A 15,126-nucleotide genomic window follows, 5' to 3' on the forward strand; every position below is an offset into this window, starting at 1 on the left:
TCAATATGTTTAAAGAAAGAACAAAAAGTCCACAGTTTTGGCTACTCATATTGAGTGTCGTGCTCTATATTTTATCGATGTTTTTTACGCCATTGTATGTTGACAATCCAAAAGCGGATATCTATTCCAATTCATTTTACATGCTGCTTTCGGGATGGATGGCCGTTTTGGGCGGGGGATTAATCCTGACCTTCGTCTGGCTGGCTAATCCACTTTATTACTATGCAGTTTTTTTCATCATTAATAAAGGCAAATTGGGAATTATACCTGCCTCACTGTGTCTGATTCTTGGTATCTATTTTATGACGCTTGATGTGGTGATGTACGGCGAAAGTGGCGCAACGACAGACATTACAAAACTTGGAGCCGGTTTTTATCTTTGGATTTCAAGTTTCACTGCGATATTTTTTGCTGGAATTTCTATGTTCATTAATAAAAAACTGCAAAGCCAATTTCCACGATACGGTAAAATCAGTGCAACTGCTTATAGCAGAATTTTACAAAATTTACGAACTGAAAAAGTTTTTATTAAATGATTTACGGAAGTAAAGTAGCAGGAAAATGTAAACATTTAATCTAATTTCTTTCATTTTGTTTTGCTTTAAATCTCCCTCGAAATTCTCCCGGAGTTACGCCCAAAAGATTTTTCACGTAACGCGTGAAATAAGAAGGGCTGCTGAAATTCATTTCATCAGAGATTTCTGAGAAATTTAAATTTTTATTTTCTAATAAAAGCGTTAATCTTACTTTTGTGTGTCTTTTTATCCACTCCGAAGCGGTTGTTCCGGAATGAATTTTACAGAGATAATTGAGGTATTTAGCGGAAATATTTAATAAATCACTGTAAAATTGTACTTCGCGATGTTGCAGACAATTTTGCTGTAGCAGGTTTATAAAATGCTCATATTGATTTCCCGTTTGCAGACTGTGTTTGCGTTTTTCATATTCTTTGGCAAATAAATTCCACATTTCCAGGATAAAGATCTGCATTTGGCGTTTTAAAAGTTCTTCATAAAAAATATGATCTTTCTCAAAAAAACGCTCATTCATTATTTTGAAATTTTTAAGTATCGTTTTCTTATCAATTTCTGAACTGATGGTTTTTACCGGAAATATTCTGGAATGCAGTTGCGAATCTATCGTCCAACCCTGATCTGGATTGTTATCTGTTAAAAAATCCTTTTCTACAAAAAGAACGCTGCTTTTAAAATTTCCAGAAAATTTAAGCTCTGATAATTTACTTTCGGCAAACCAAAAAAGAAACTGTCCTTTTTCGCATCTCATTTTTTCATCATTAAATGTAAATTCCAGAAAACCTCTGTGGCAGTAAAGATGTGTGTGGTAAATTTTTAAAAAATTATCCGGCAAATCTTTTTCTTTAAAAACTTCAGTCAATAGAATTTTGGGAAAATCTGTTTCACTCATCTTAAATCTCTTTTAACAAAAATACGTAATATTTGACATTTATAGTGTAATAATTGTCATATTTGAGACTGGCTTTTTATCTAATTTTGCATTAAAATATTTCTATAATGAGTGACAGCAAACAATCAATATTTGAAAAATTAAAGAATGGAGAAACAATCCACGCAAATGATCCGGATAACCATCAATTAAGAAAAGCCTCATACGCGACCATAAAACGTTTAAAAAAACTGAATAAAAGTGCAAAGCCAAAAAAAATAAGAAAAATTTTAGGAGCAATAACAGATTCAGAAATTGATGAAAGTGTGGCTGTTTTTCCACCCTTTTACATTAATTACGGTAAAAACACGAAAATCGGAAAAAATGTATTCATCAATTTTGACTGTGTTTTTTTGGATCTAGGCGGAATCACTATTGAAGACGGCGTTTTTATTGCGCCAAAAGTTAATCTATTAACGGAAGGACATCCTTTAAATCCAGAAGAAAGACATTCATTAGTTCCCGGAAAAATTCACATTAAGAAAAATGCGTGGATCGGGGCAAATGTTACGGTTTTGAAAGACGTGACAATCGGTGAAAATTCGGTAGTTGCGGCGGGTGCAGTTGTTCTAAAAGATGTTCCAGACAATACAATTGTAGGCGGAGTTCCTGCGAAAATTCTAAAAATAATTGAACCATAATTGATAAAATGAATTTAAAATACTTAACCCAAACTGCTTCTATCAGTGTATTAATTTTTACACTTGTATTAGGTAGTAATTTAAAAAGTCAAAATAAAATGAATACAGAAATTCCAAAAATCAGCGATTTCGCAACAGGCGAAGAAAATACAGGTTATGCTCAATATTTTTCTGGTAAATCCTGGTTAGCGCCTTTAACTATTAATAAAGATTTGAATGTTCCGGTTGCAAATGTAACCTTTGAACCAGGATGCAGAAATAATTGGCACAGTCACACCGGCGGACAACTTTTAATTGTTGTCGGCGGCGAAGGAATTTATCAGGAGCGCGGAAAACCTGCAAGACATTTGAAAACCGGCGATATCGTAGAAATAGGTCCGAATGTAGAACATTGGCACGGCGCAACTTCCGACAGTTGGTTCTCGCATCTCGCTACCAATGGAAACCCTAATAATAACGAAAATACTTGGCTGGAACCTGTGACGGATGAGGTTTATAGGGAAGCGAATAAGAAATAAAAAAAATTTAATTAATTCAATTAAACAAGACAAATGAATTTTAATTTTGAAAATAAAGTAGCCCTAATTACAGGTGCTGCATCTGGACTTGGATTTGCAACGGCCAAAGCATTTGCTGAAGCAGGCGCAAAAGTAGTTTTATCCGACTGGGACGAAAAAGCAGTAAATAATGCCGCAAAAGAATTAGAAACACAAGGTTTCACTACACTTGCAATTACTTGTGATGTATCAAACGACGAACAAGTTAAGGCGATGATCGAAAAAACCGTAGTCACTTTTGGCCGTTTGGATTTTGCTTACAACAACGCAGGAGTTCAAAATGAATTGGCCGAAGCAGCCGACCAAACGCGGGAAGATTTTGATAAAGTTGTAGGCATTAATCTTCGTGGTGTTTGGAGTTGTATGAAATATGAACTGCAACAAATGCGCAAACAGGGAAATGGATCTATCGTGAACTGTTCATCGATTGGTGGAATTTTGGGTGGCGCTCAACGCGGAGTTTACCACGCTGCAAAACACGGCGTAATCGGACTTACGAAAAGTGCGGCAATGGAATATGCCCCGCAAAATATTCGAATTAATACCATTTGTCCCGGATTAGTTCATACCGCAATGGCAGACCAACTGATTGCAAACGGACAAGGTGATGCGTTGGATGAAATGCTGAAAGAAGTTCCACTTGGTCGTTTAGGACGGTCCGAAGAAATTGCTAATTCCGTACTTTTTCTTTGTAGTGATGCTGCAAGTTTGATCGTTGGACACACACTTGTAGTGGACGGAGGTTTCAGTATTCATTAAAAAAACATGAAGATGAATAGATTTCTGAAATTGATATTTTTCTTAATGATAACATTAAATACAACCAAAATGAATGCACAAAATAAAAATACTTTAAATAATCAGGAAAAAAGTTTAGTCAAAATTTCTGCGTTAACGTCGTCGGGAAATTTAGAAAATTTAAAAGTAGAATTAAATGAAGGTTTAGATGCGGGTTTAACGGTGAATGAAATTAAAGAAGCGCTGACTCAACTTTACGCTTATTGCGGTTTCCCAAGAAGTTTGAACGCCATTAATACGTTCAGAACCGTCTTAGACGAACGAAAAGCAAAAGGAATTACCGATGAAGAAGGTAAGAAAATCGTGGTGGAAAATAATCCTGCCGATAAATATGAGCAAGGTCGAAAAGTTTTAGAAGAACTCACCAAAACGCCACAAACCAAACCTGCACCCGGATTTGGAGAATTTGCGCCAAGAGTTGACGCTTTTCTAAAAGAACACTTATTTGCAGATATTTTTGCGAGTGATGTTTTAAGTTTTCAGCAAAGAGAATTGGTAACTATTGCTTCCTTGGCAACATTAACCGGCGTTGAAGGACAATTAAAAGCCCATATAGGAATGGGAAAAAATACCGGAATTACAGAAAGTCAATTGGAAAATATTGCAGATTTAATTGAGCAAAACATTAATAAAACTCAAGCAGATCTGATGCGTAAAGACATTAAAAAATCGTAATTTTAATTAATGTAAGAAAAAGCCTCAGAAATTAAAATTCAGGGCGCAAGATATCCGGAAGCGGCGGAGAAAATGACGGGATTGTAGAAGTTTTTTTATTAAAAATTCATTTATTTTTAACACAAAATCTCCGTAATTAATTGATTTTACGGGGATTTTTCATAATTGTTGTTTAGATAATTTTTATCTAAACTGTTTTTTCTTACCGTTCTCTGCTGAATTCTTTTTTTAAATTTTTATCGCTTGAAACTCTTTCTACATAATTCTAGAAATATGAATTAATTTTATGAAAATTTTAATTAAATTAAAATTTGTTTCCCAATAAGGAAATTTGTATCTTTGATAAACATTCTGAGCTGAAGCAAAAATTTGATATAGAATTACTTCCCGAAGCCGTTGAGTTTTTAGAAAAACTCGATAAGAAGACGAGCGATAAAATTTATTACAATATCAAAAAATCGCAATTCATCAATGACAATGAACTATTTAAAAAATTAAATGAATTCATTTGGGAATTTCGGACGTTGTATAGCGGTAAAGCATACCGATTATTTTCATTTTGGGACAAAATTGATGGGAAAGAAACTTTGATTGTTGCAACACACGGAATTTTAAAAAAGTCTCAGAAAACGCCGACTAAAGAAATTAAGAAAGCAGAGGAAATCAGAAAACAATATTTAGAAAATAAACTAAAAAAGAGATAATGAGCGAAGATAAATTCAAAACCGTTTCACTCGAATTCATGATTGACAAGCACATCGGCAAAATTGGAACTCCAAGACGTGATGCATTTGAAAACGAGTTAAGAATTGACTTGTTAGGAGAAGCCATTAAACAGGCAAGAAAAGAACAGAATTTGACCCAAGAACAATTAGGAGAACTTGTTGGCGTGCAAAAAGCACAAATTTCAAAAATTGAGAATAGTGTAAAAAATGCAAGATTAGAAACGATACTTAAAGTTTTTGATGCATTAGGTGCGAAAGTAAATTTCAACGTCGAATTGAATAATAAAAAACTGGCCATCTAAAACAAAAGTAATTGAACAGTTATTTCTAATAACTTCTTTTACAAGCAAAAAAAAACATTTCTGTTTCGAGAAATGTTTTTTTATTAAATAATTAAAGTCTGCAAATCGCAGAATTTCTACGGTCTTTTTCTCACCGTTCTCTGCTCAATTCTTTTCTCAAACTTCTCACCTTTAAAAATGCGTTGCACCATAATTCCTGGAATGTGGATTTGATTCGGATCGAGTTGCCCGGGCTCTACGAGTTCTTCAACTTCAGCGATGGTGATTTTTCCCGCTCCTGCCATGGGCGCATTAAAGTTTCTGGCGGTTCCTTTGAAGATCAGATTGCCGGCGTGATCACCTTTCCAGGCTTTTACGATGGAATAATCTGCTTTGAAAGCATGTTCCAGAATATGCATTTTACCATCAAATTCTTTGGTTTCTTTTCCTTCTGCGACTTCAGTTCCGTATCCTGCCGGTGTATAAAAAGCCGGAATTCCACATTGGGCAGCACGACATTTTTCGGCTAAAGTTCCCTGTGGTGTAAGTTCCACTTCCAGTTCGCCGGAAAGCATCTGTCTTTCGAATTCTGCGTTTTCCCCTACGTATGAAGCGATCATTTTTTTGATCTGTTTTTTTTGAAGCAGCAGCCCAAGCCCAAAATCATCGACGCCGGCATTGTTTGAAATACATGTTAAATCCGTCACGTTGCTTTCTGCCAAAGCGTGAATTGTATTTTCGGGTATGCCGCAAAGGCCAAATCCACCAACGATTAAGGTCATGCCGTCGCTGATTCCGGCGATGGCTTCTTCAACATTTTTTACTCTTTTATCGATCATTTTTAGTCTGAATTTCGGTTAGTGAATTTAAGAATTTTTTTGGAAATGAAAAGGCGGCCTGATGTTTCAGCTACACTTTCATTTACAAAGCAAGCACGATAAAAGCGGAATCTGCGTGAGGGATGGCAGCGGCATCCCCCTTATCGCCTTGCCAGGCGATGAGGGGATATAGCGTACAGCCCGGCCCGGGATTGCATGTGGCAGCGGTCACGGGCCGCTGACGCATGCAATGGAGGGACACGCCCTGGCTGAGAGTTTGAGAATTTGAAAATTTGTGAGTTTGAGGATTTGAGGATTTGAGAATTTGAGAATTTGAAAGTTTGAGTGTTTGAGTGTTTGAGAACTGAAAGTTCTAGAGTTTGAGAATTGGAAAGTTCGAGGTTTGGAAAGTTTGAGGATACGTAACCATTCGCGAAAGATCTAAAAAAGGTGGATAAGTTGTTGTGTGGTAGAAGAATTTATATTATTTTTGCAGCCTGTTAACCAACCTCTGACGAAGGACGTGAACGTTGCTTAGCTCGACAAAAATTTTTTTTATAAAAAATGGATTTATTAAAGTACGTACAGGACAAGTACATTACAAGAAAAGAATTCCCGGAATTCAAAGCAGGTGACACCATCACCGTGTATTACGAGATTAAAGAGGGTGCAAAAACGAGAACTCAGTTCTTTAAAGGAACAGTGATCCAGTTAAGAGGCACCGGCGGTACCAAAACCTTCACCATCAGAAAAATGAGTGGCGATGTGGGTGTAGAGAGAGTTTTCCCTTTGAACCTGCCCGCTTTGCAAAAAATTGTGGTTGACAGAAGAGGTAAAGTTAACAGAGCAAGAATCTACTACTTCAGAAAACTTAGAGGTAAAAAAGCAAGAATTAAAGAGCCTGCTTACAAAAAGTAATCGGATCTCATTTATAAAAAAACCCATTAAATTTATTTTTGATGGGTTTTTGTTTGTACTGAGTTGAGAAAATGGAAAGCATGACCAGCTGTAGCTTTAACGCGCACCCAGGAAAAGTTAATTTATGAAGTTCTCAACTAAAAAATTTCCCGCTACTCATTATTTCCTGATCATCACTTGAGTATTGAAAGGAAGATTTAAGCCGATAACTTTCACCATATAATTTCCAGTGGGAAGAAGGCTTGTGTCGATCTTCAGATCATGGGCAAGTTTCTGGGTTGAAACAAATTTTCCCGAGGCATCGAAAATTTCCACGGTGATTTTGCCCGATATATTTTTTGCCGGTTTCAGGTAAAATTCATTGCGCGCAGGATTCGGGTAAAGTGTTGCTGCATTCTTTAATGCTGAATTCTCGCTGCTTAAAATCTGATTTGAATAAAAAATCGTATTTCCCACGGAATTTGTGACCGTTAAGTTTCTTCCTGAAAACACTTGCTGATAATCGAAAGTAAAAGGCTCATCGGGCGGGAAACCAAAATAAAATCCGGTGACCATTTCGTCGAACTGCTGTACCGCCGCCTGGTTTTCGCCGTGGTATTCCATAAGGGTAACCCCTACTGACTGCAGCGTGAAAAACTTTTGGTTGTCTGCACCAAAAGTCACCTGTCCGCCGGCAGTATTAAAAAAAACAGATGCAAAACCGCCGGATTCACCGGCATCAAAAACCACTTTGCCGGCAGATGAAAACGGTGGTGGCGGATAATAGTCGGTGCCCTGCCAGTTTATGCGGACAATAGTCCAGTCGGTATCCTGCAACAGCACGCTGTATGGTTGGCAATTCGCTGAAAAGGAAAAAACCAGAAGCAGTAAAAAGTAAATTTTTCTCATAAGTGTAATTTTGATTAAAGATATTAAAATTGCAGAAAGTTGAATTTTTGCAAAACATTAAAAAGAAAATGATACAAAAAAAGCCGCTCTGCAGGCAGAACGGCTATTAATTAAGATCTCAAAAGTTATTTTTTGATCATCAGTTTGGAAGAAAACTGAACTCCTAAACCTGTCGCTTTCACTACATAAACGCCATTCGGAAGGGCCTGTGTATCTACAGCAGCATCGGCAGCAATTTTCTGACTGGAAACTAATTTTCCGGATGCATCAAAAATTTCTACACTCACTTTTCCTAAAACACTTTTTGTTGATTTCAGGAAAAACTCATTTTTGGCCGGGTTGGGATAAATGGTAAATGCTTTATTGGCATTCACATTTGCAGTACCCGCAGTTGCGGTACAGTCTGCCGGAATGTCGAAACTTTCTGTCTGGTCATTGATATTTGTTTTGGAACCGGCTGAAGCGTTGATTCCTAAACCTCGCTTGGCAAATGTTTCCCAGATCATGCAACGGTCTGCACCACCACTTGCCGCATCGGCTGCAAGTATTGCGTCACGGCCGCTTACGAAAGTCGGGCTGCACTCCTGAAGTTTTAGACCGTCGACTACCAACTGAATAGCTTTTGTACTTCCATTGGTGTTGTTGGCCATTATATCTGATGAGTAGCCGTATTTTTCAGCAAATTTCCAGTGAAGGTCCCAAAGCATTGTCGCCCATACGAAACCAATCGAGTGTACATCCGGCACCACCTGACCTGCAGTGTTGGTGTACTCCATTCCGTTCGTATCACCATAAGTGTAGCCGTTGATGGCGAAGTCAGGAGAATATTTTGCCGGTCGTATGCCCAGCCCTGTAATGGGTTCTGTAATTGCGTAAGTACCTATTCCTCTAGGTACATCTTTCGTGGCGCCCGGCTGGTTGGTCAACATTAAAGCAAAATAATCTGACCAGCCTTCGCCCATTTGCTCTTTGGAATTGGATGAAGACAGACAGGAGTAACCATTTCCGGTATTTCTGTTAGAGATTCCGTGTCCATACTCATGTGTTACGATACCGTTATCAAAACTACCGTCGCGGATCTTCTGATCCAACTCATTATATCTTAATGTGATGTTTACGTTTGTAGATTTCAGGAGGTTGCTCATGTAAACGCCCTCACTGTTTTCAATAAGTACGGAAGGAATGGTAATATTTGGATTTACTCCCGCCATACCGCTTGTTGGCGCAGAATCCGGCAAATTATAAATAATGGCTGCTACGGCACCCGCATCCTGCGCGGCCTGCACTTTTGCCTGGAACTCGCAGGTACCCCGTTGGATCAAGCCAATTTTACCGGCAAGTGAACCTGCAGGCAGAGGCGAACACGCATCGAGAACCGGCGATACTTTCACATCAGCAGTTACACCGGTTGCATTCAGTGCCGGACCGAATGTGGTAGAAATATAATTCTGCACCACTCTGCCCACAGCTTCTGCAGGTGCATTATAAAAGACTCTCTCCAGAACAGTCGGATTCCAAAGGTACATCTGCATTCTTGGTCTGCCGCCGTCGGCCGGAGTTGAAAAGTTTGCGTTATCTGTACCGCCGCCGTCCTGCGACTCGGCCATTACATAATCATTCTGTCCGCCACCTTTTCCGTAGTTCCACGCCTGGAAATTCCTGGCGGTTTCGGTAAAACCTAAACGGTAGAAAATATCGTGCACCTTATTATTTATGTAGAAAAGGTTTGTGGTGGCAGCATTTAAGTTACCCGAAGTATCATTGACAATAAACGGAAAATCAAAAACCCGGTTTGCACCGCCGTCTGCGTACGCGCCAGGAGAATTTGCATTCGCTTTATCGTCGTAGGCCATTACGTTATTTCCTCTGGTTGTGTTATATGAACCGACATAACTGCCGCCCAAAATAGTGTGCCACCCATCCGGTGAAGCATCGGTGAACCAAGGATTGGTCACTAAAGTTCTGCTGCCGTGTCCGGGACTTTCCAAAGGAAGCGCGAAAACTCTGTAGCTTGCATCTAAAGCTGCAAACGACTCTGCATTTGGAGCTTCTGCGTGGTTCGGACTGAAATCTTTAGAAAAACCCTCGGGCAAATGTGCTGAATAATCGTGGTGGAACGCATCATGTCTAAAATTACAGGAAACGGTAAGATTATCTTTTCTCACGATTTCACCCGTATTGGCATCTGCAAGAACATCCCAGTAGTTGGAGGTTCCTTTTTCTTCGAAAATAAATTCGTGACAAAGCCGCAGGTCGCTGTTCTCGTTAAGAACGTAGATCAAGCGTGTTTTTGCAAAAGGCGTATTCAGATCCGCATCCTTGATGCCGATCAGTTGATAAGATGCAGAATTCTTTAAACCTAAAGATTGCGCAACATTATCAAAAACGGTTTTAGTCGCACGAGCGGAACTCGGCGCAGACGCGTTTGCATAATTTTTAGCAAAGCTTTCATTCAGATAGGTCACTTTCGCATCTTTAATCAGTGCTGTACCCACACCGTTGTACACGGGAATACCATTGTAAGACTGCTGAATTTTTACAACTTCGGCATTCATTGATTTTGAGAAATCCTCATTGATGATTTCAAAATTATTAAGGTTCGGCTTCATGAAGTTATTCTGAGCAGAAATGTGATTTTGGATCAGGGCTTTATAATCCTGCGCATTCGCATCTGCAAAAGAAAACATCAAACATACCGCCGCAATTTTTAGTGGTAAATTTCTATTTTTCATATATATTGATTAATTGGCACCGAATTTATAAAAAATTCCAATATGTTATAAATTTTTAACATAAAAAAAAACGCCTCATAAAAATGAGGCGCTTCAATATCAAATAATGTAGGTTTAGTTCCCTTCCATTTTCTTTTTCAATTCTGCTAACACGTCTAAATCTCCAAGTGTAGATTTTTCTTCGTTATTAGTTGAACCTGTAGATCTGTTTCCGGAGTTTGAAGACTGCTCTCTTACATTCTTCTTCTCTTCATCTTTAAAGATTCCGGTGTGGGAAACCACTACTCTTTTGAATTCTTTGTTGAATTCGATCACTTTGAACTGAGCGTCTTCACCTTTTTTAATTTTGGTTCCGTCTTCTTTCTCAAGTAATCTTGAAGGGCAGAAAGCTTCAACTTCTGAATCTTCGAACTGGATCTGAGCTCCTTTATCGAAAACGTCGGTTGCTTTACCTTCGTGTACTGTTCCTTCAGCGTATTTGGTTTCAAATTTATCCCAAGGATTGTCAAGCAACTGTTTGTGACCTAAAGAAAGTCTTCTTGCAGCTGTATCCAACTCCAGAACGATCACTTTCAGTTTATCGCCAACCGCACAGAATTCTGACGGATGCTTGATTTTTCTTGTCCAGGAAAGGTCAGAGATATAAATCAAACCATCAATTCCTTCCTCAAGCTCTACAAATACGCCAAAGTTGGTGAAGTTTCTCACAGTACCTTCGTGTACGGAACCTACAGGATATTTAGTTTCGATGTTAGACCAAGGATCTTCGTTAAGCTGTTTCATACCTAAAGAGATCTTTCTGTCTACTCTGTCTAGTGTTAAAACTTCTGCTTCAACTTCGTCACCAACTTTTACAAAATCTCCGGCGCTTCTCAAGTGAGTAGACCATGACATTTCGGAAACGTGGATCAGTCCTTCAACACCTGGCGCTACTTCTACAAATGCACCATAGTCTGCAAGAACTACAACTTTACCTTTTACTCTGTCGCCAATTTTAAGATCTGCAGAAAGTGCATCCCACGGATGAGCTTCCAACTGCTTCATACCTAACTGGATTCTTGTTTTCTCGTCATCGAAATCAAGGATTACCACTTTTACAGTCTGTCCGTCTTCCAGGATTTCTGATGGATGGTTTACTCTGCTCCATGATAAGTCGGTGATGTGGATCAATCCGTCAACACCTCCTAAATCTACGAATACACCGTATGAAGTAATATTTTTAACAGTTCCTTCCAGAACCTGTCCTTTTTCTAACTGACCGATGATTTCACGTTTTTGACCTTCAAGATCTGCTTCGATCAAGGCTTTGTGAGAAACTACAACGTTTTTGAATTCCGGGTTGATTTTCACAACTTTGAACTCCATTGTTTTTCCTACGAACTGATCGTAATCTTTAATAGGCTTCACATCGATTTGTGATCCCGGTAAGAACGCTTCGATACCATGAACGTCTACGATCATACCACCTTTTGTTCTTGATTTTACGAAACCGTTTACGATTTCTCCTGTTTCGTGAAGTTCGTTTACACGGTCCCAAGCTTTCAGGATACGCGCTTTTTTGTGAGACAGTTGAAGCTGACCGGATTTGTCTTCTCTTCTGTCTACCATTACCTCCACTTCATCACCTACGGCAAGACCCTGGTTGTAACGGAATTCGTTCAGTGAAATTACACCTTCAGATTTAAAGTTGATGTCAACGATCGCCTCTTTGTCGGTAAGTCTAACCACTTTTCCTACTAAAACATCGTTGTCCTGAAGATTGTTCAGAGAACCGTTGTAGATTTCCTCCAACTCGCTTTTTTCCTGTCTGGATTCAGCATCAAGACCGGATTCGAAAGAATCCCAGTCAAACTGTTCCGGAGCTACGTTTTGGTTCATCAGAACCTCTTCTTTTGTTGTCGTATCAGACATAAATAAATAATTTGTATTCCTTCTTTTTCAGTTTTGGCTTAATGTGGATCATGAAAAATACGGAAGATGTTAATTGTTAAGGTTTTAACTTTGCCAAATGTTTCCACAAAAAGTGGTGCAAAGATACTGCTTTTTATTAAATCGATTAGCATTTTTCAGGATTAACTGTAAAAAAAATGGATGCCCTTTTGAACATCCATTTTCCTGTCATTAAGTAAAAATTTAATTTTTGATAAGTTTCGTGGCTTTGATATTCTGGCCATCATTAATTTTAATGATATACATTCCTTTGGTCAAATCGCTTACGTCATAAGACTCAGCCAGTTTAAATGATTTCACTTTTTTGCCTGCACTGTCGAAAACTCCTACTTCAGTCTTCGCCCCGAGCGATTCTGCCGGTAGGCTTAATCTAAAAGTACTTTGTGTAGGATTGGGATATACCACCACTCTGCTGTCCAGCTGTCTTGTTTCTGTAGTTCCAAGACTTGTGGCTACATAGGTAATGATAAAAGGCATTGCCTGCGCTGTTGACGAACCGGTATCCATCAGAGGTGCCCAGCCTGTACTGCTCATCTGCATAGCATTTGCGCCCGGTGGCGAAACTACGCCGACATTTGTAACCGGCGGAAAAAAAGCTGCACCATCGTTTGTAGCGTGCACCTGAAAATTGAGCCAGTAAGTTCCGGGATTAAGTGTCGTAATGACATTGCCGTTTACTTTCCAGATTTTTCTGGTGGTGTTTACGGTAGATCCTGTGCGGTAAATTTTAGAATCTGCAGTTGCCGACCTGTTTATGATGTTTGTTGTTGTATCTCCAAAAACTACAGCGCCGGAAGGTGGTGGCCCGCTCAGAATTTGAAGCGTCAATGCATCGAAAGGCATTGTGGTCGAACTGGTTTGGTAAGCAAAAACATCAACTGATGAGATATCCCAACGTTCGGTAGACGGAACCACGAAGTCATCAGCAAGCCGAAAATCTGCCGCACTGCTGATGTAAGCTGAGGCGCCTAAAGTTGTGTTCGGCGATTGTACTTCGCTCCAGGTATATCCTGCCGGAGCGGCTGTTCCACCACTGGATGTGCTTCCTGTACTTAGATTTCCATTGGAATACACCTGCGCATTCAACATTGATCCTGCAAGAATCATTAAAGAAAATAGATTTTTTTTCATAATATAATATTTTTTGGTTAACTCAAATGTAATAAATTTTACTTTACAATTTTATAAAAGACAAAAAATTTATTAATATCTACTCTATATCACATCGAAAGTTCTTAACCATTACGAATACAACGGAAATGAGCAGGAATTATTCGACTTTACAAAACATTACTTGCGGCTATGTTTAAGATGTTGTATCGGTTAAATGACACTTTGCCGTAACTTTGTATCATGGAAATTGAAAAAGTTATTGCAAACCTACAGATCGAGGAACTGAATCAGATGCAGAAATCCGCCTATAAAGCAGCGGAAAACCAGAAAGACCTTATTCTTCTTTCACCAACAGGCTCAGGGAAGACGCTCGGTTTCCTTTTCCCCCTTTTAAGGAACCTGCGCGATGAAGAAGCGGGAATCCAGGCGCTGATCATGGCTCCCTCCCGTGAGCTCGCGCTGCAGATCGAGCAGGTTTTCAAGAGTATGGGTACAACCTATAAAGTTTCTGTGTGTTATGGCGGCCACAACAAAAAAATTGAAAAGAACAATTTTATACAGGCACCCGCTGTGCTGGTGGGAACTCCGGGCCGAATCGCGTACCATTTAAAAAATGAAAATTTCGATCCTACCACGATCAACACTTTGGTATTGGACGAGTTCGATAAAGCGCTGGAATTTGGTTTCCAGGAAGATATGGAGTTTATAATCGGTGCAATGCCTAATATTTCCCAAAGGATCCTTACTTCGGCTACGGCAATGGAAGATATTCCAGAATTTACGGGTTTAAAAGATGCGGCGACAATAGATTTTTTAAAAATAAAAGCATCAGAACCGGATCTTACGTTAAAAAAAGTACTTACTACATCTGAAGAAAAACTCGATACACTTTTTCACTTGCTGTGTAAAATCGGCAACAGGCGCTGCCTGATTTTCTGCAATCACCGCGATGCTGTTGACCGCATTTCGGAATTGCTGCGCGGGAAAGGAATCCCTCGCGAAACATTTCACGGCGGCATGGAGCAGGACGAGAGAGAACGCGCACTGCTGAAGTTTAAAAACGATTCGTCACGAATTTTGATTACCACCGACCTTGCCTCCCGAGGACTTGATATTCCTGAAGTGGAATCAATAGTGCATTATCAACTTCCGCCGAAGGAAGACGCCTTCATTCACCGAAACGGGCGCACGGCGCGAATGCATGCGCAGGGTTCTGTATACCTCATCATGACAGAAGATGAAAACCTGCCTTTCATTAAAAAAAGCATTGAAACAGAAAATCTGTCAGGTGATTATAAAATTCCGGCTAAAACACCTTTCCAAACGATTTATATAAGCGCAGGCAAAAAGGATAAAGTGAACAAAGTAGATATCGTAGGTTTCCTGATCAAAAAAGGGATGCTCGAAAAAGATGATATCGGACTCATCGAGGTAAAAGATACAGCGTCTTATGTAGCGGTAAACCGGAAAAAGACCGTCGCGCTATTAAAAACGCTAGTTGGCCAGAAGCTTAAAAACAAGAAACTGAAGATCGAATTTGCTAAGTAAAGATTCGCACTTTTATTC

Annotated in this window: 15 protein-coding genes; 9 read left to right on the forward strand and 6 right to left on the reverse strand. The window is 39.2% G+C overall.

What is annotated here, in order from left to right; genetic code table 11:
- Positions 1 to 5 precede the first annotated feature (5 nt).
- Positions 6 to 536 carry a hypothetical protein gene (locus H562_RS0114225; RefSeq protein ID WP_156832018.1) on the forward strand — a complete coding sequence of 177 codons (531 nt, stop codon included), beginning with the start codon at positions 6 to 8 and terminating at the stop codon, positions 534 to 536.
- 40 nt (positions 537 to 576) lie between these two features.
- On the opposite strand, the gene H562_RS0114230 is transcribed toward H562_RS0114225, so the two are convergent.
- A complete protein-coding gene (locus H562_RS0114230) occupies positions 577 to 1,425 on the reverse strand; it encodes a helix-turn-helix domain-containing protein (protein WP_027378107.1) in 849 nt (282 codons plus the stop codon).
- 107 nt (positions 1,426 to 1,532) lie between these two features.
- On the opposite strand from H562_RS0114230, the gene H562_RS0114235 reads away from it, so the two are divergent.
- The 6 genes from H562_RS0114235 to H562_RS0114260 all read left to right on the forward strand — a co-directional run bounded on the left by H562_RS0114235 (position 1,533) and on the right by H562_RS0114260 (position 5,162).
- Positions 1,533 to 2,105, forward strand: a complete 573-nt coding sequence (locus H562_RS0114235) for a sugar O-acetyltransferase (RefSeq protein ID WP_027378108.1) — start codon at positions 1,533 to 1,535, stop codon at positions 2,103 to 2,105.
- 8 nt (positions 2,106 to 2,113) lie between these two features.
- Positions 2,114 to 2,623 carry a cupin domain-containing protein gene (locus H562_RS0114240; RefSeq protein WP_027378109.1) on the forward strand — a complete coding sequence of 170 codons (510 nt, stop codon included), beginning with the start codon at positions 2,114 to 2,116 and terminating at the stop codon, positions 2,621 to 2,623.
- 33 nt (positions 2,624 to 2,656) lie between these two features.
- Complete coding sequence (locus H562_RS0114245) at positions 2,657 to 3,421, forward strand: SDR family oxidoreductase (protein ID WP_027378110.1); 765 nt, start codon at positions 2,657 to 2,659, stop codon at positions 3,419 to 3,421.
- 30 nt (positions 3,422 to 3,451) lie between these two features.
- Positions 3,452 to 4,135: a carboxymuconolactone decarboxylase family protein gene (locus H562_RS0114250; protein ID WP_233702007.1), complete on the forward strand. Its 684-nt coding sequence runs from the start codon at positions 3,452 to 3,454 to the stop codon at positions 4,133 to 4,135.
- A 311-nt stretch (positions 4,136 to 4,446) separates the two neighbouring features.
- A complete protein-coding gene (locus tag H562_RS0114255) occupies positions 4,447 to 4,839 on the forward strand; it encodes a type II toxin-antitoxin system RelE/ParE family toxin (RefSeq protein ID WP_394330177.1) in 393 nt (130 codons plus the stop codon).
- The gene (locus H562_RS0114260; protein WP_027378113.1) at positions 4,839 to 5,162 is read left to right on the forward strand and encodes a helix-turn-helix domain-containing protein; all 324 of its coding nucleotides are present in this window, start codon (positions 4,839 to 4,841) and stop codon (positions 5,160 to 5,162) included. Before H562_RS0114255 ends, H562_RS0114260 begins: the two co-directional genes overlap by 1 nt.
- 116 nt (positions 5,163 to 5,278) lie before the next feature.
- Here H562_RS0114260 and H562_RS0114265 read toward each other — a convergent pair whose 3' ends face one another.
- The gene (locus H562_RS0114265; RefSeq protein WP_027378114.1) at positions 5,279 to 5,980 is read right to left on the reverse strand and encodes a CoA transferase subunit A; all 702 of its coding nucleotides are present in this window, start codon (positions 5,978 to 5,980) and stop codon (positions 5,279 to 5,281) included.
- A gap of 543 nt (positions 5,981 to 6,523) precedes the next feature.
- On the opposite strand from H562_RS0114265, the gene rplS reads away from it, so the two are divergent.
- Positions 6,524 to 6,877: a 50S ribosomal protein L19 gene (gene rplS, locus H562_RS0114270; protein ID WP_027378115.1), complete on the forward strand. Its 354-nt coding sequence runs from the start codon at positions 6,524 to 6,526 to the stop codon at positions 6,875 to 6,877.
- 159 nt (positions 6,878 to 7,036) lie between these two features.
- On the opposite strand, the gene H562_RS0114275 is transcribed toward rplS, so the two are convergent.
- From H562_RS0114275 to H562_RS0114290, 4 genes are all read right to left on the reverse strand, one after another.
- The gene (locus tag H562_RS0114275; protein ID WP_027378116.1) at positions 7,037 to 7,765 is read right to left on the reverse strand and encodes a T9SS type A sorting domain-containing protein; all 729 of its coding nucleotides are present in this window, start codon (positions 7,763 to 7,765) and stop codon (positions 7,037 to 7,039) included.
- A gap of 125 nt (positions 7,766 to 7,890) precedes the next feature.
- Positions 7,891 to 10,497, reverse strand: coding sequence for a T9SS-dependent M36 family metallopeptidase (locus H562_RS0114280; protein WP_051190527.1), 2,607 nt, complete (start codon positions 10,495 to 10,497; stop codon positions 7,891 to 7,893).
- Positions 10,498 to 10,611: 114 nt separating this feature from the next.
- The gene (gene rpsA / locus H562_RS0114285) at positions 10,612 to 12,408 is read right to left on the reverse strand and encodes a 30S ribosomal protein S1 (protein ID WP_027378118.1); all 1,797 of its coding nucleotides are present in this window, start codon (positions 12,406 to 12,408) and stop codon (positions 10,612 to 10,614) included.
- 222 nt (positions 12,409 to 12,630) lie between these two features.
- Positions 12,631 to 13,578: a T9SS type A sorting domain-containing protein gene (locus H562_RS0114290; protein WP_027378119.1), complete on the reverse strand. Its 948-nt coding sequence runs from the start codon at positions 13,576 to 13,578 to the stop codon at positions 12,631 to 12,633.
- A 222-nt stretch (positions 13,579 to 13,800) separates the two neighbouring features.
- On the opposite strand from H562_RS0114290, the gene H562_RS0114295 reads away from it, so the two are divergent.
- Positions 13,801 to 15,108, forward strand: coding sequence for a DEAD/DEAH box helicase (locus H562_RS0114295; protein WP_027378120.1), 1,308 nt, complete (start codon positions 13,801 to 13,803; stop codon positions 15,106 to 15,108).
- The last annotated feature ends 18 nt before the right edge of the window (positions 15,109 to 15,126 follow it).

Origin of the sequence: Kaistella palustris DSM 21579 (assembly GCF_000422265.1) — a bacterium.
GTDB lineage: Bacteria > Bacteroidota > Bacteroidia > Flavobacteriales > Weeksellaceae > Kaistella > Kaistella palustris.